12 protein-coding genes are annotated in these 15,906 nt (G+C 60.8%); all 12 read right to left on the bottom strand.

Annotation, left to right across the window (positions count from 1 at the left end; all coding sequences use genetic code 11):
- Positions 1-454: 454 nt before the first annotated feature.
- On the bottom strand, positions 455-790 hold the full coding sequence (locus GCN75_RS16835) for a hypothetical protein (RefSeq protein ID WP_152283488.1): 336 nt from the start codon (positions 788-790) through the stop codon (positions 455-457).
- Entirely contained in the window at positions 787-1,137 is a 351-nt protein-coding gene (locus tag GCN75_RS16830) for a hypothetical protein (RefSeq protein ID WP_152283487.1), read from the bottom strand. The genes GCN75_RS16835 and GCN75_RS16830 overlap by 4 nt, the downstream gene beginning before the upstream one ends.
- The gene (locus tag GCN75_RS16825; RefSeq protein WP_152283486.1) at positions 1,134-1,631 is read right to left on the bottom strand and encodes a glycoside hydrolase family 19 protein; all 498 of its coding nucleotides are present in this window, start codon (positions 1,629-1,631) and stop codon (positions 1,134-1,136) included. Before GCN75_RS16825 ends, GCN75_RS16830 begins: the two co-directional genes overlap by 4 nt.
- A gap of 14 nt (positions 1,632-1,645) precedes the next feature.
- Positions 1,646-2,074: a hypothetical protein gene (locus tag GCN75_RS16820; RefSeq protein WP_152257883.1), complete on the bottom strand. Its 429-nt coding sequence runs from the start codon at positions 2,072-2,074 to the stop codon at positions 1,646-1,648.
- Positions 2,075-2,142: 68 nt separating this feature from the next.
- Entirely contained in the window at positions 2,143-3,465 is a 1,323-nt protein-coding gene (locus tag GCN75_RS16815; protein WP_152283485.1) for a hypothetical protein, read from the bottom strand.
- Positions 3,466-4,320, bottom strand: coding sequence for a hypothetical protein (locus tag GCN75_RS16810; RefSeq protein ID WP_152283484.1), 855 nt, complete (start codon positions 4,318-4,320; stop codon positions 3,466-3,468).
- 183 nt (positions 4,321-4,503) lie between these two features.
- Positions 4,504-6,363, bottom strand: a complete 1,860-nt coding sequence (locus GCN75_RS16805) for a hypothetical protein (RefSeq protein WP_152283483.1) — start codon at positions 6,361-6,363, stop codon at positions 4,504-4,506.
- Positions 6,363-7,079, bottom strand: a complete 717-nt coding sequence (locus GCN75_RS16800; RefSeq protein ID WP_193317538.1) for a hypothetical protein — start codon at positions 7,077-7,079, stop codon at positions 6,363-6,365. The genes GCN75_RS16805 and GCN75_RS16800 overlap by 1 nt, the downstream gene beginning before the upstream one ends.
- A 118-nt stretch (positions 7,080-7,197) precedes the next feature.
- Positions 7,198-7,530: a hypothetical protein gene (locus GCN75_RS16795; RefSeq protein ID WP_152283481.1), complete on the bottom strand. Its 333-nt coding sequence runs from the start codon at positions 7,528-7,530 to the stop codon at positions 7,198-7,200.
- Positions 7,527-9,755: a tail fiber domain-containing protein gene (locus GCN75_RS16790; protein WP_152283480.1), complete on the bottom strand. Its 2,229-nt coding sequence runs from the start codon at positions 9,753-9,755 to the stop codon at positions 7,527-7,529. Before GCN75_RS16790 ends, GCN75_RS16795 begins: the two co-directional genes overlap by 4 nt.
- Positions 9,752-11,221 (bottom strand): hypothetical protein, encoded by a 1,470-nt coding sequence (locus GCN75_RS16785; protein WP_152283479.1) that lies wholly within the window; start codon positions 11,219-11,221, stop codon positions 9,752-9,754. The genes GCN75_RS16790 and GCN75_RS16785 overlap by 4 nt, the downstream gene beginning before the upstream one ends.
- Positions 11,218-15,858 carry a phage tail length tape measure family protein gene (locus GCN75_RS16780; RefSeq protein ID WP_193317537.1) on the bottom strand — a complete coding sequence of 1,547 codons (4,641 nt, stop codon included), beginning with the start codon at positions 15,856-15,858 and terminating at the stop codon, positions 11,218-11,220. Before GCN75_RS16780 ends, GCN75_RS16785 begins: the two co-directional genes overlap by 4 nt.
- Positions 15,859-15,906: the final 48 nt, after the last annotated feature.

The raw sequence follows: 15,906 nt of genomic DNA, 5'->3' as shown, positions 1-15,906 counted from the left end.
CGCATCCGGGCATGGCGCGAGGTAGCGATAGCAGCAGGCGCCGACATCGCCGAATTACCGGCCTGTGCTAGCTGCCGGCGCAGCCATCAACGAGCGCTTCCAGCTGCTGCACATAGCACCAGCAAGACTTGCGCCTGCGCAAAAATACCGTGCTGCGGCACGGCTGAGCATGCGCGCGCACGGCCAGGAGATCGCGCGCAGCGCAAACGAGCCGCAACGCAGGCGCCGACATCGCTGAACTACACGCCTGTGCTAGCTACCGGCACAGCCATCAACGAACGCTTCCAGCTGCAGCATCGCGCAACTGCTCGCGCCCCAGCAAGGCTTGCGCCTGCGTAAGAATACCCTGCTGCGGCACGGCTGAGCAGGCGCGCGGCAGGAGATCGAAATCGCGCGCGACGTACGTAAACAAGCCGCAGCGCAGGCGCCGACATCGCTGAATTACCGGCCTGTGCTAGCTGCCGGCGCAGCCATCAACGAGCGCCTCCAGCTGCCGCACATAGGCCGCGCGCAACTGCTCGCGCGCCAGCAAGGCTTGCGCCTGCGCAAAAATACCGTGCTGCGGCACGGCTGGCAAGACGGGTGCCGACGGACGGGCAACCTTGCAAGGCACGGCAATAGGCAGCGTTTCCACTGCCGCTTCCTGTGCCGGCCGGCCTGCCGCGCAGCCGCCCAGCAGGCAAACCAGCATGCAAGCCCATACACAGGCCAGCACGCGAGCCCGTCTATAGACCCTGGCACACAGCGTGGCCCACAGCAGCGCCGCCGCACGCGTCATTGCCGCGTTCATGGCGTCCCGCCAGCGATTCTTTCAGCCGTTTCGCGGGCGATCAGCGCCTCGGCAGCGCGGCAGGCATCGCCTTCGGGCTGCAGTGCCAGGATGCGCGCCGCTGCCGCCTGTGCGTCTGCCTGTCCGGCCTGCGCCGTGGCCAGCGCCTGCCGTGCCCGCGCCGACCGTCGCACACCCTCTTCCCGCAAGGCATTCAGCGCCTGGTTCTGGCGCCGCAACACGCCTTGCACCTGCAGCACCTGGGCCGCGCACGCGGCCCGGCCCGCTTCGCGTCCCCAGCGCTGGGCGCAAAACACGGCCGCGCCCAGCAACAACAGCATGGCCACTATGGTCAACGACGGCTTCATGCCAGCACCTTGCGCGCGACGACATACAAGGCCAGACGTTCGGCCAGGCCGTTTACGCCACCGTTGATGCGGCGCGTCACGCGCTCCTGGTCGCCCGCATCGGCCAGACGGTTCAAGCCGCGCGATTGCCAGAACCAGCCTGCCGAGCGGCAAGCGGCAGCCGCCTGCTCCAGCAACTGCGGCGCCGCCAGCAGGTCCAGGCCCAGCGCCACGCCGCACGCCGCATAATTGGCGCGCCCCGTCACCTGCAGCAAGCCGCGTCCCTTGAAGCGCACGCCATCGCCGGCAATCACATTGCCCAGGTCGGCGCGTCCTTCATAAGCGGCGCCGCTGGCCAGCTCGCGCACATAGCGCAACTGCCCCGACTCGTGGCCCACCTGCGCCAGGAATGCTGCCTGGCGCAGCGGCGTATCAATGCCAAATTCCGCCATTGCCGCATTTAGGGGCGCCAGAAACAGCGTAGCGCGGCGGCCGGCCAGCGGCATGATCTGCATCAATTGCGCGCCTGTCACAGCATGCCCCGTACGTCCTTGACGGCAGCGGCTGCATCGGCCGCCAGCTCGCCGATATCCTTGCCGCGCCGCTTGTCGAACCAGCGCACGCAGGCGCCCAGCACCCACCAGGCGGGCAAGCCGGCCGCCACCATCAGCGGCGCGGCAATGAAGAGGAAACCCGTGGCCGGGTCGCCGCCATACAGACCGGCCACCGTCTTCGCGCTGTCGAACAGGCTGGGCCACCACGACAGCACGGCGGCCACCAGCACGGGACCGAGAAAGGTGGAAATAATGATGCTGGAACAAAAACGGATGAATGCCTCCTTCGTGGATCGGGGCCACATGAACATGAAGCCCAGCGACGTGGCGGCGGCGCCGGCCAGCACGGGCACGCCAAACAGTTTGATCAATGCGCCGCCGGCGGCGGTAGTTTCGAGGGCCATGGTTGCCTTTCAAGTGGTGGAAATAAAAAAACCCGCCGAGGCGGGTTGAAATGTAGCAAGCACAATCGTTATGCCACCTTCACAATCACACGGGCGCGCCCATCGTCTTCGATGGCGATGACCTTGCCGATGGCGCGCATGTATTGCTGGAGTGTCAAGTCCTCCTCATTGATAGCAGTGCCTGCGATGCCATCACCATGCTGTACCGGCACGATGAACTGGCCGGGCACTGCACCCTGGATATTGCATGGCACCTGGCCGGCGAAAGCGATACGGTCCACCGTCTGGCGCAGCGCTTCGAGTGCCGCGTCGAAGGCAAGTCCGGGAGCCTGCCGCGCTGCCCACTCTTCATCGGTATCGCCCGCCAGCGGCACTTCGCGATACACGGCGGCCTTGGCGGGAATTGCCGGCGTGATCAGGGTGAGGCCATCGTAGACGGCCTCGACAGCTGCTTGCGCCTCGCTGACCAGCTGCGATGCGACGCTACCGGGGGTACGCGTCACGGATGGCGGACGGGGACCGAGCCGCTGCGACCATTTGTCGCCGCCCACCATGCAGGGATCGGTGGATTTCACGGCAAACGAGATGGCCTCGGCCCAGCGATCGGTAAGCTTGCCATCCGCGCCGATGCCGATCAACTGACCTGGTTCGATGACTGTACAGTCAGGTGCCTTGAACATGTACTCGGCATAGTCGGCGCCGCCAGCGTTGATCGTCCCGCTGACGTTAATGCTACGCCCAGTGATCGTGCTCGCATTTATAGACGCGCTACACGCCGAAGCGGAACCCATCGCGCCTGACGAAACATAGAACGTCGTGCAGTTTGGGATCCTGAGGTTAATCTTCCCCTGCGACTGGTCCCCCCCTCCTATGATACTTTCGCTCTCCATCGCTGGAATGGAGCCGACTTGTATCGCACTGGAAACGATGCGTGACGATGACGATAGGGTTCCCCGAACCGCTAAATCTCCTGCCCCGCTGATGACCATCAGATCAGCACTTTCCATATAGCTTTTGACATCAATTGCACGCAAGCGCAGGTCGTATGACATGCAGGTGTACGTGCCGTTAGACGCGGCCCGACCAGACGAGGTGTACCACCTGAACTGCCCCTGATACGATAAACCATTTGTCCCCCCGACCCCCAGCGCCGCCACCAGCGATGGTGACGTGCCTCCCTGATGTACCGGCCCACGCAGCATCGTGGGCGCGTTCCCAGGGGCGGGTGCACCATTGTTCTCAAATGCAAGACTGCTGGAGCTGAGTACTGGCCCAGTCAAATTACCGCCAGTCAGTGGCAGCGCATTGTACGGTCCCGCCGCAAACGCCCGGTCCATTTCATTCAATTTCTCGTTAACGTTAGGCATACCGTCATAAAATTTATCAGCCATTTAGATTCCTTCAATTTGTAGTGGTGCAGAATAAGTGTCAAAGTACGGCGTAGTTACCGCATCGCTATTGCTGGCTTTTCCATACAGCATGTAGTCCTGCTCCAGCAGCGGATCCGGGTTTTCCGGGAACAAGCTGAACAGCATCGCCTTGCCCTTGCCGTTCTCGCGCAGGATGCGCATGAAGCGGGCGCGGTCCATCGGCGTCAGGTGCGTCAGACTGATGCTCAGCTTGTCGCTGGTCGCGCCCAGTGCGGTTTTCAAGGCGCCAGCACCCGTGCGGTAATTTTCACTGCTATCGAGCGTCTGCAACTGGGCGCCATACTCGGCGTTACATTGCGGTGACCAGTAGTTGCCCACCACCAGGCGCGAAATTTCCAGGTAGCCTTCCGGGCTTTGTGGCGCAGACACATCGATCACTATCTGGCGCACGCGCGCAGCGGTAAACCATGTCACGCCATCGGAGCCGCCGCCGCGCGCCCAGGTATTCACGCCACCCCATTGATAGGCGTTCCAGCCGAGCGGCAGCACACCCCAGGGATAGGAACCATGCACAGCAGCCGGGCACGGAAAGATGCTGCCCGTGTCGAACACCGGCACGGCGTCGCCCGGCTGGGCATAGCCGCGCACGCGCATGCGCGCGCTGCTGGTCATGTTGGTGGAGATCAGCGCCACGCAGGCGATGGACTCCTGTGTCGGCCAGGTGGCGGAGATGGTCTGTGCAGTGCCGCTGGCGCGCAGCACGGCATTCTTGCTGTCGCGCTGCAGGTTGGCCGGACCCAGTTCGCCGGTTTGGCTCGATGCAGCCAGCACCGCGCGGTCAGCGGCGTTGTCGTGGATGATGCGAAGATTGCTCATGGCAGCAGTGCCCCTTCCAGAATGAGATGAATGGTTGGTGAAATAAACCCGGTGGCAGCGCCGATAGGGTCGGTGACGGCCGACTCGCAGCGCTGCTTCGACAGCATCACCTCGACTATCCCGGTACTGGTGGAAGAAATGAAAAAACCCGCCGAAGCGGGTTTGGGAGGAGTTGCTGCCTGGTCACACGGCCTTGACCATCACGTAGGCCCGGCCGTCCGGCTCGATCGAAATGACGCGCCCGACTGCCTGCAGGTACTGCTTCATGCTGAGATCGTCCTCACGCACGGCAATGCCCTTGATGCCGGCGCCGTCCTGCATTGGCACGATGTAGTCGCCCGGCTGGGCGCCCAGCACGTTGACCGGCACGCGGCCGGCGATGGCGATACGGTCGACCTTCTGGCGCGCGGCTTCCAGGGCGGCGTCGAAGGCGGCCATGGCTTCGGCGTCCTGCTGCACGGCGATGTTGTGGGCGGCCAGCGCGGCGGTGTACATGGCCAGCTTTTCTGCCCACTCTTCATCGGTGTCGCCTGGCTCCGTTACCAGGTCCTCATATTCCGGTGGATTAACGCCTGGAACTGGCTGCTGCGTGACTACGTCTTTACGGCACTGGGGCTGGCTCGGCGCCGGTCCTGCCTGGAGCGATGGCCGTTGCCCTACGTCGTTGGCCCAGGAATCGCCACCGACAAACGACGGAGCAGTCGATTTGATCGAGAACATGACGGCATCAGCCCATTGATCGGTTACTTTATTGTCGGCGGTGATGCCGACGATTTGACCAGGGGAAATGATACCGCAGGCTAGACTTTTGAAAATGTACTCAGCATAGTCGTTACCAGATGTACTAACCGTACCTGAAGCTGACAAACTACGGCCTGTGGTGGCGTTCTTACCTACATACAGTACCGACGTACTGGGCGACCAATTAAATGCCCCATCAGAGGCTAAAATAGCGACACTTGGTGCCACTGCACCTTCTACACCAAAGTAAATAATCTCAGAGCCTTGGTCAGTGCCACGTGATATGTTATGTCGCAGCAGAGAAGGGTCGCTACTTCCTGCCTTGAGCAAGGGGGCATAAACCGTTCCATTGCCGGTAACAGAAAACAGAGCTGGAGTCCAAGTGTTTGCTACTGTGTCAAAAGCCCTTAATGTCGTGCGATACCCTGTTGCGAAAGAGCTATTGGCGTGGTACGTCGAAGTCGACCATCGCATACAGCCCGGATGATTTACACCGGGTGATCCTGAAATTCCAAAGCTCAATGCGTCAACAAGAGTTTGAGCGGGAATGCCGGGTGCCTGCCCGCCGACTAAGAAACTCATTGCGACAGCTTCCCCACTTTTAGACCTGACTCGTAATAGCTGATCTACACTGGTTCCATTTTCATTGCCCACTACGTCACCCGTTCCTACTGATCGGGGTGACTTGTAGGTACTGTCGCCAAAATTTGCCCCGCTATCCCATACAACCGTGCCGGGCACTGATCCAACAGGGGTAGGTGACGGGTATGTGGTACAGCCCAGACCCTGTAAATTGAACGCAGCTTGAGCGAATGCTGCTGTAAGAAAAAATAGATAGATAGAGTGACTTCCATCTGCTTCTCGGTAGGCAATGAATCTCGACTCAGTTGGGCTATACAAACTAGAAGACCAGTCTACGGAGAAAGCCCCACGATTCCCCAGAATTACAGTCATTGCCGTAAATGTTCCCGCTACCCAGCTGCCGATCATCGCGTCTATGCGCAGGGAGGCATAGGAACCGATACTAGATGGTGGCAATGTTGCTATCTTATAAAGGCTTTGAGATTGGCCAGCGTGGATGAATGTATATCCAAATTTACCGGCAGCTTTTACTGCTATAGGTACGTCGGTGTAGATAGGTAAGTTTGGATCAAGCCATGCAGGGTTCATGTACCCATTCGGCCCGCCCACCGGCGACATGCCCACCTTCGGCACATACGACGCCACCACGGCACCGCGCCCGGCCAGCTCGTTCAAGCGCTGGATCGTATCCTTTTGTCCATAGTAGAAAAAATCACCCATTACAGTTCCTCGATTTCAATGTTGGTGGCGTAAGCCTGGAAAGATGGCGTGGTGATGGCGGCCAGGTTGGCCAGGCGTCCATACACCTGGTGTGTCTGTTCCAGCTCGACGTCGTCGCTATCCGGATACAGGCTGACGAAGAGCGGCAGCGAAAGACCGTTGCCGCGCACGATGCGCCACAGCTCGGCACGGTCCAGCGGCGTCATGTGATCGAGCGTCAGCGACAGCTTGCGGTACCTCGCGCCCCGTTCGACCTTCTGGCTGCCAGCGCCGTTGCGGTACTGGCTGCTGGTGTCGACCGGCGTGATACCTGCCCCATACGAGGCGTTCCGCTCAGGACTCCAGTAAGCGCCTGCCACCAGGCGCGCGGCCTCGATATAGCCCGCCGGATTGTCAGGATCGGCCAGGTCGATCACCAGTTTCCTGACGCTGCGCATCTGGAACCAGCAACGGGCGTAGGTACCGCCGCCGTAGCTGTAGGCGTTCACGCCCAGCGGCAGCGCGCCCCAGTCCCACATGCCCAGCCGCGCATACTCGCACGCCTCCATGACGCCGGAATCGAACGCTGGCGCAGCGTCGCCAGGCTCGATATAGCCGCGCACGCGAATGGTCGCCGCTGGAGTCAAGTTGCAAAACGGCAGCGCCACGCCACCGACAATTTCCGGTGCCGGCCACGTTGCCGTAATGCTTAACTGGGTGCCAACCGCACGAAGCACTGAGGACTTGCTTTCACGTTGCAGGTTAGCCGGGCCCAGCGTGCCAGCCTGGCTCGATGCCGCCAACACCGCACGGTCGGCTGCGTTGTCGTAGATGATACGAAGATTAGTCATCGTTTCAGCCTCTCGCCGAGACGAGCAGACAACCTGCCTGCTCATAAGTGATGTCTACGCCGTATTGCATCAGCAATGTGGCAGCACGCTCCAGCGAAATGCTGCCAGCGGCGATCTGCACGAGGTAGCCACGCACCTCGGCCGCCATCCGGAAACGCGCGGATATCGCATAGAGCAGAAGCCACGGCAATACTCCACAGTTACGCTGCTCACGGCTATGCACTATCTCGTGCAAGAGTAGCGCACTGTTGCCACGCGCCTCGGGGGGGATCAGGACGAACGGCAATACGGTCAAAGCATCGACTCTGGCTAGTATTAATTTGGACGAAATAATCATGGGTTCCCTTTCAACTGCTGTCTCACCTCTGCAACTTCCGCCCTTAAAGATTGAGTCATACTATGCAGTTCCTGTACGGCGCCTACAATTGGCGCCAACAGTTCCTCATAGCGCAGAGCCTGCTGAGATTCTGGGTCCGATGGGTCGTGTTGAACCCAAATAGCCGAGTCGCTATTTCCTAGAGACTCTCTTACCTCTTGTGCAATGAATCCGTAATGATTTCGCACTCCTCGCACTGGGGTTCTTATTTCTTCATGCATCACAGGATCAGCGAAAGGGCGATATGGGCCCGGCATTTCCGCTCCTTTGGAGAGTAACGTGTTTGCGATTTTCATTCGATAGCGAACAGGTCGAAGCGCAAGAATAAAATCCAGCCCAAGATCAGAGTCCTGAATTTCTTCTTTGTCCCTTTCATCAGAAATAATAGTAACGGCTGTCTGACTGTATATATTGCGCCACGCAGTGCCGATGTGGGTACTTCTGCCGAGATTAGCGCTACCGTCTCCTGGAACGATATCGTAAGCACGAGTATATCGAGGCATTGTAAAACCAATAACAGAGTCAGAATATATCTGAAAGGATCCTGCGCCTGTATTGAAGAAACACCCCCCAATAGAGCGTATCGCGTCCAAGCCCTCCCCAGCAGAAGCATCAATTTCCAACGCCCCGCCGCCCGAGCGCTCGCCTAAATTTACAACCTCAGCGCCGTTAGCAGCGTAGGCTCTAAGTACATTACTGGAAGCAGAGAGGGTGAGTCTCCGACCAGATGCCGATGTTTGGAAGATACCACCCGTAATAGTGGAGCCTGTGATGCTACCGGTGAAGGCAGCATTCCCATCTTTAATCACCAGGCCTGGCGCTTCTATTCTCCCGTCTGCATATGCGGTGAAGTACTGCCCAGCTTTATAATTCCCCAGCAATAGGCCCTGAGAACTAAGGTGATAACCGCCGCCTGAACTTGCTGTTGGTGGCCAGTCGAAAACGTTAGTCGGATACCCGGCGCCGCCATGCAGCGTCGTGCCGTACAAGTCGCCAGCGACCACACTCCCCAGGTTCGCCTTGATGGCGCCAAGTGTGTCGCCCACTATCGCCTTCGCCGCCACCGTCCCATCGACCAGCAAGCTGCCGTTCAACACCGTACCCAGCACCATCCAGGCGCCATCAACGTAGAACTTCGTCACCGCGTGCGTCGCGTCATACAAGGTCACCACGTCGCGATTCATAGGCGTGCCATAGCCTGCACGCCCCAGTTCATACACGGCCGACGCATCCGACCAGGCCGAGTAACCGGGTGCCGTCACCGTCACCGTGCCGCGCTGGCCGGGGGCGCCATCGGCGGCCAGGCGAGCGGCGGCGGCCCATTCGCCTGGGGCGATATCATCGGTCGCCGCGCTTGAAACGGCCGTGGCGCTGGACATGAACAGATAGGCGCCGCCCGCCGACGGCACCTGGGTCGACCAGCCGTTGTTCAGTCCTGCCAATTTGCCCGTGGCAAACGTAAACGTACAGACGGCCGTGGGCAGCGGCGGCGCAATATTGGTCGCGCCACGCTGGTAGATGGGCACGGAAATCACGTTCAAACCATCGACGCCGTCCTTGGCCAGTTGCACCGCCGCCGCCCACTCATTGGCGGCGATACTGTCCGTGGCATTGCGCGAACTGGCAGCGGCCACGCGCACGTACAACGGCGCCGTGCCGGGCGGAATATTCTTCGACCAGCCATTGGCCAGGTCGTTGCCGGCCGGCGTCGTGATCGCGGCGATAGCAAAGTTAAAGATTACGCCGCCCGGGGTATCACCGGGCGGCGCAGCGGCACGCTTGTAGGCGAAGGCCTGGCCCGTGTTCAAACCGGACAGGCCTGTCTCACCGGCAGCGCCATCGAAAACCTTGCTGATCATGTAATTAGCTACATAGTCGACGCCAAACTCCCGGATACGGGCCTGCACCAGGGCCGTATCGGTAGTCATACTGGAAAAATCAACCGTGGCCACGTTGCCGTTGACCCGCAACGCCGTGCCGGACGATACCGAAAACACGATATCGCCCGTCACGTTCACGGGCTTGGCGGTAACGGCGATCGATGCGGGCGCCCCCTCGCCCGCGCTATTGACGCGAAACACGGGCGTGCTGGCGGCCATCAGGATCGCCTTGCCATCGGACGTCGTGCTGAAGCGCTCCGCAGTCGCCTGCAGCAGCGTATCGCGCTCTCCCACAATCGCGCTCATGCCAGCACCCCCACCGTCACTCTGCCCGTCAGCCAGAAGCGCGACAGCAGCACCACCACGCCCAGCATCCCATCCTGCAAGCCGAAGCGTTCGGCGCGCAGCCGCACGGGCTGCCCCAGTTCCAGCATCATCATCTCGGGTTCTCCATCGAATTCATAAATGGTGCGCGGCACCTTGCTCAGGGCCAGGCGCCGCTGCGCTTCCGCGCGGGCGTCGGCCCGCGTCTTCAGGCAGGTATCGATCTGCACCGGGTCGTCGCTCAGGCGATAGCGTGTGCGCACCGTCTCGTCCACCACGGTCTCCGTCAGCCATTCCGTCGCATACAGGTCGGCATGCGCGGGCGGAATGCTCGTCGTCAGGGCCGCCTGCAGCGTCCAGTTGCGGTCGAAGCCGATCTTCACGGCGGCCGTCACGGGCAGGCGCTGTGCGGGACGCAAGGAGCGCTCGCGCATCTGTTCCGGACCGATTTCCAGCGGCACGCCGGCGGCCGGCAAGGCGATCTGCACCAGGCGCAACTGGCCGGTGCGCGACATGACCGCCTGGGCGCCCACGCTGGCCGCCAGCTGCTGGATCGCCTGCGCCTGGTTCGAGCGGTCCGCCACATACAAGCCCACGGGCTGCGGGTGGGCCGCATCGAAGGCGGCCAGGTTGACCAGGTCCAGGTCGGCCGGGGTAAACCGGTCGGCCGCCTTGCCGTAGGCGGTGGCGATGCGCTGCACCAGCGGTGCGATGCGCGGCGCATAGCCGCCGCCCTTGTCGCCCTGCACACTGGCCGTGATCGTCGTGGAAAACGGATCGGTGGTCAGGTTGAAGCGTCCCGCCTGGTCATTGAGCGCCACGGCAATCGGCTTGCCATTGGTGCGCACCTCGAAGGTCGACTCCACGGCGCCGAGAAAACCGTACTCCAGGGTGGCCGGGTTGGTCAGCAATGGCGTGACGTTGTGGCACTCGCCAAACGGTATCGGCAGGATGGCGTCCTTGTTGGGCGTCGCGCCCCCCAGCTTCGCCTCGGAGATCGGCGTATTCAGGCGCTGCAGCTTGTCGCGCAGTACCAGGTTGACCGACTCGCGTCCCGGGCTGGCCACGTCGGCGATGATGCCGTCGAAGACCAGCTGGAAGTCGGCGCGCGGCCAGGAAGGATCGCCGGCCCAGGCCTTGATGGGGCGGTTCATCCATACGTCGCCCAGCCAGCCATCGAGCGCGCCATCGGCGTTATCGAGCTCGATATCGCCGCCCGACAGCCCCGCCTCGCCGGACAGGCTGACCTGCTCGGTGAAGGCCAGGCCGCCCTTGGCCAGCGGCTGATAGGCGGTATTTGCCGGCACTTCAGCCGGACCGGTAATGTATGGCCGCGAGGCGATATACCGCGTCACCTCGCTGCCGGCCACATTCACCTGTGCTTCGATCAGCACCATGCGGATGGCCGACGGACTTTGCAGCCACTGCTGAAATTGCGCATCGGTCATGCGTACTCTCCTTTCACTGCATTGGCCCAGGCGGATGCCCGGGACGATTTGTCCACGCCATCGACCACCGTCCTGGCGGCATGGGCGTTCGATTCGACGGTGGCCTGGATGGTGGCGCCCGTCTGCGCCCGCTGGTCGGCGCGCAAGCCTTCCAATTCGGCGCGCATGGCCTGGTTGTCTTCGCGCAGGCCGCGGATTTCCGCCACCAGGACGTCGGCACCCACGTTCGCCGACGAGGAGTAGCGCACGGGGTCGAACACGGCCGCCGTCACGGGGGAAGTCATCGCCGCCAGCGCGGCGACGGCGGGAGGATTGCTGAACTGCACGCCAAGATCTGCCGCACCGCCCATCGCCGCCCGCAAGCCGGCAATGGCCTGCGCCACCGTCAGCACGCTGTCATTGATCTTGATCAATCCCGATACCTGGGCATTGAGCGCATCGAGGCTGGCCTGCTGCACGTCGACTTGCGCGGCAGCCCATTTCAAGGCTTCCTTGTTCGCTTCCACCACGCGGGCGTAATCGGCCGCATAGCGGGCGTCGGAAGCGTTGACTACCTGCGACGCCGTCAGAAAGGCCTGCTCGGCGGCGGACAAGCCCGATTGCGCCGTCGCGTCGCCCGCGTTCGCGGCCGCCAGGGTCTTCTCGAACTGGGCCCGCGCTTCCGCATACTTCTGCTCCGGCGTGAGCGTCGACTGGGCGCCCAGCGCCATGCTGGAATTGAGGCCGTTCAAGGTCGTCACCCACGATTTCGATTTCTCCAGCGCCGACTTGGCCGCCGCCGATTCCGTTTCATACGCCTTGGCCAGCGCATCCTTCGCGCTGGTCACTGCCTTGACGGCCTGGATCTGGTCGAACAAGCCCCGGTTGCCTTCCGCGATGCTGGCGCGCTGGGCGGCCAGCAGCTGCGCTTCGCTTTGCGTCAGCTGATTCAACTGCTGTTGCAGGTCCCGCCGTTCGCTGGCGATCTCGCTGGCCGTCTTGCTCACTTCGGCCAGTTCGCCCGTGGCCCCGGCCAGGCTGGCGGCATAGTCAGCCGCCTTCTTGAACGGCTCTGCCAAGGACAACAGGGCCACATACAACTCAGCCGACCCTTCTTTTCCAATGGCCACGCCATCAGCAGCGGACAGTACGGCAGCCTTGAAGCCATCCATCGTCGTCACACCACCCAAGCTCAGCTTGCCCATGGCGTCATTCACCGACTTGGTGATCGGCGCCATCCTTTCGGATTCAGACAGGAAATTCTCGTAAAAATACGAGGTACCGCTGGTCAGCTTTTCCAGGCCGCCAGCAGTATCGATCAAGTCTTCACTCAGCTTTACCGCTGCCATTCCCGTGACGCTGAAAGTTTTTCCCAATACAAACAGGACATCGCTGACCTGCTGGAAATCATTGGCGATACGGTTCAGTGTTTCAAACGCGCCTTCGCCTATCTTGGCGAAATCGCGCAAGCCCGCGACGCCAGCATCAGCCATCTTGTCGCCCAGCGCAGAAAATGCCGTTTCCAGTGCTTTCTGCTGCTCCTCAGCCGACAGTCCTTTCAAACTGATCTTGCCCAGATCGACCTTGAAACTGTCCATCCGCGCATTGAAATCGCCCCCAGCCACGCCCATCACGTTGGCGGCGCCACGAATGGCATTGCCCATGCTGACGATAATCATCGTGAACTGCTTATTGACGTCATCCGACATTGCTGCCGTCTCGGTCTTGTTCTTATTGCTATAGGTAATGCCCAATGCTTTCTTCTTGGTATTGACATCGGCATACGACTGGGTGGTAAAACCGATATCCTCGATCTGGCCCAGGCTCATGGCCTTTCCGGTAATCCCCTGATCGACCACCGTCTTGGAGGTATTGAACAGTTTGGAAACAACACTGCCCAACACGGCACCCACTACACTGCCGAGCACCAATCCGAGGGGGCCGCCAATCGCCGCCATCCCCATGCCCAGATAGGTACCCAGCATGGCGCCACCCAAGCCACCAGCTGAAGTACCAGCCAGGACGCCCATCGTGCCTCCCAGTACCTTGGTTCCTGTCTGCACGCCTGCAGCAGCTCCGCCCGCTCCCGTCGCCACCGATTCGCGTGCCAGCAGGTTGGCCAGGTTGCCGATACCGGCAGCGAGCTTGCGCAGTGAGTTGTCCATTGAAATGGTATGCGCCAGGCCCAGTCCGGAATTTTTTTCCATGATGGCAAGGCTGCGCGCGATCGAATCGCTTTTTGCGGATGAGTCACCCAGCACCGTGCCGGTGCCATTTGCTTTCTGGCGCTCCTTGGCGACATCGACATTGCCGCCGCCTCCCCCACCAATCGCCACGCCCAGGCCAGCGACGATCGCCGCCATGGCCGCCATGCGGCCAAACGCCGTATAGGGATCACCAGTTCCCTGGCTCAGTACTGCGCTGATACCCTTTGGTACCAGTTCGGCCAGGGTCATGGCCACTTCCGCAGCATGAAATACCTGAGAAACCGTGGTCAAGGCCTTGTAGCCGGCGCTCTGCTCGTCAAAGAAGCCGGCCGCGGCACCAGCCATGTCGCTGTAACCTTTCATCTGGGCTTGCGTGGAATCAAGCTGCGCTTTCGATTTCGCGGCGATTTTCGCTGGTTCGTCCTCCTTGGCATCCTCCTTCGCATTCGCCAGGGTCCGTTGAATATCCTGCTGGGCCTTCTTGTGATCAACCAGCGCTGCGGTAACCTTGCCTATCGTGCCGCCCACCTTGCCGAAGGCCTTTTCCAGCGCATCGCCCAAGGCTTTGGCGCCATCGGCAGCCTCTTTCCATTGCTGTTCGTCGGCTGCCTTGGCATCGGCGCGGTCCTTGGCCGTTTTTGCCTTCGCGTCGTCTTCCTGTTTTTTCCGCGTGTCTGCGGCCTGCTGGCGGGCGATTTCTTCCAGCTGCGCCAGCTCGGCCTGCATCTTCGGCTCCACCCTCGCTTTGGCGGCGCCAACTTCGGCGATCTTGTTCTTGTTTTCCTGAATCGCCTGCGGCATTTTCGGCTGAAAGGCGCTCAACACATCGATCTGCTTCTGGTAGGCATCCGCTTCCGCCTTGCCCCGCTCGCGAATGGCGTTTTGACGACGCTCAAAGTATTGCTCGTCGCTCAGTGCGCCCCCCTTGCGATACAATTCATCGAGCTTGGCGCTCTGCTCAAAGCCCTCCGTTTTCAAGCGCAACTCACTTTGAATGGCTTGCAACTGCCCGGCACGCTTTGCCTCGCGATCGTCAGAACCAAAGGCGGGCGGAGGTGACGCAACCTTGAATGCGGCATGAATACTGGCAAGCATCTTTTCCTGCTCAGCAACGGGAACCGCCAGTGGCGTTCCTTTTAGTGTGGCAACGTGTTTGTTGTAATTCTCAATTACTGCGGATTCCTGGCTAATTTTTCGGGCGTAAATCTTAGTGATCGCGTCGATGCCCTTTTTTGCTTCTTTTTCAGCATCATTTTTTTCTTGAGTCGCAAGCTGCGCATCGGCAACTTTTCTCTCCTGGGTTTGCTGATTCACCAGCACCTGTCGCACCTTTGCCATCTGTTCAAGAACCTGCTCCAATTGCTTGCCACTTATGCCCATGCCTTCATGCGTATCCAGGCTGGTATGGCCTGTGGCCTTTAACAACTCGACGCTCTCATCATGTCGAAGGATCTTGTCATCCGCTGTGGTCCTGCGTCCGACTCCATTGACGCTATCGCTAGCATTCGACTGGAGGGTGTTAATTTCTCGCATCGCAGCGCCAACAAAGCTCAGGTTTTCGCCGCGTTTTTTCAGCTCCTCGTTGTAACTCTTCGCCGTCGCAATCATCGCTTCCTGGGTCTTGCCTTCCTCCTCGAGCGTCTTGATATGCTGATACTGGCTGGCATCCAGTGTTCGATACACCTCGGCATGGGTATCGACCCAGTTGACAACACCGCCAGCCATCGTGGCAAAGTTCGCGGCAACCTCCCCTGCCGGCCTGTTTGTACGCTGCGCCGCGGCTACAGCGGCGGCGCCAACCGACAGCATGGCCTCGCCCGTAAACTCTCCCGTTTCCAGCAATGTTTGCAAGGCTACGCGTGCCTCGCCCATACCTACGTTCTCAAGCTTGGCAACCGACCTCACCATGTCATTGAACTGCCCTTCCGTGATGCCAGCCGAATTGCCTGTCAGTTGCATTGCCCTGGCAAAATTATCCGACTCCTGTTGTCCCTTCACGTAGGCATTCGCTGCAAATGCGGCAGCCTCCGCGAGCATTTGCAGCGCCAATACCGGCCCCGCACCCAGGCGCGTGATCGCCAGTTCCGTCAAGCCGGAGGCATTCGCCAGCTCCCCCAGGCCATCCTTGATTTTCCCGATGTCGGCGTTCATGCCGCCTTCGCCGATCTTCAGCGATGCCCTGGCAAAGCCTTCAACGGCGGTCATACCCTTGAACAAGGCATCCGAAGCGTCGCTGCTTTCGTCACCAAGAACTCTGGATGCGTCTGCCGCCGCGCGTACAGCTTCGGCCTGCGCGCGCATGACTTGTTCGGAGTCGCGCATCCTGGCGTTGACATCCTGGACCTGCTGCCCAGCCTCGCCGCTGGCTGCGGCCAGGTCGCTTATCGCCTGCGTACCTGCCCTCACTTCCGCCGTATTCACAACTATTAATATTTCCGTTATATCTGGCATGGTTGGCCCATAAAAAAAGCCGCGCATGGCGGCCGGGTTGAAAAATGC

The sequence above is a fragment of the Janthinobacterium violaceinigrum genome (assembly GCF_009208555.1).
Taxonomy (GTDB): Bacteria; Pseudomonadota; Gammaproteobacteria; order Burkholderiales; family Burkholderiaceae_D; genus Janthinobacterium; species Janthinobacterium violaceinigrum.
This window is presented reverse-complemented; position numbering and strand designations above follow the sequence as displayed.

Excerpts from the sequence above, each read along its gene's own strand:
- GCN75_RS16820 (WP_152257883.1), bottom strand. The coding sequence starts at position 2,074 with ATGGCCCTCGAAACTACCGCCGCCGGCGGCGCATTGATCAAACTGTTT.
- GCN75_RS16805 (WP_152283483.1), bottom strand. The coding sequence starts at position 6,363 with ATGGGTGATTTTTTCTACTATGGACAAAAGGATACGATCCAGCGCTTG.
- GCN75_RS16780 (WP_193317537.1), bottom strand. The coding sequence starts at position 15,858 with ATGCCAGATATAACGGAAATATTAATAGTTGTGAATACGGCGGAAGTG.
- GCN75_RS16810 (WP_152283484.1), bottom strand. The coding sequence starts at position 4,320 with ATGAGCAATCTTCGCATCATCCACGACAACGCCGCTGACCGCGCGGTG.
- GCN75_RS16815 (WP_152283485.1), bottom strand. The coding sequence starts at position 3,465 with ATGGCTGATAAATTTTATGACGGTATGCCTAACGTTAACGAGAAATTG.
- GCN75_RS16790 (WP_152283480.1), bottom strand. The coding sequence starts at position 9,755 with ATGAGCGCGATTGTGGGAGAGCGCGATACGCTGCTGCAGGCGACTGCG.
- GCN75_RS16830 (WP_152283487.1), bottom strand. The coding sequence starts at position 1,137 with ATGAAGCCGTCGTTGACCATAGTGGCCATGCTGTTGTTGCTGGGCGCG.
- GCN75_RS16835 (WP_152283488.1), bottom strand. The coding sequence starts at position 790 with ATGAACGCGGCAATGACGCGTGCGGCGGCGCTGCTGTGGGCCACGCTG.
- GCN75_RS16795 (WP_152283481.1), bottom strand. The coding sequence starts at position 7,530 with ATGATTATTTCGTCCAAATTAATACTAGCCAGAGTCGATGCTTTGACC.
- GCN75_RS16785 (WP_152283479.1), bottom strand. The coding sequence starts at position 11,221 with ATGACCGATGCGCAATTTCAGCAGTGGCTGCAAAGTCCGTCGGCCATC.
- GCN75_RS16825 (WP_152283486.1), bottom strand. The coding sequence starts at position 1,631 with ATGCAGATCATGCCGCTGGCCGGCCGCCGCGCTACGCTGTTTCTGGCG.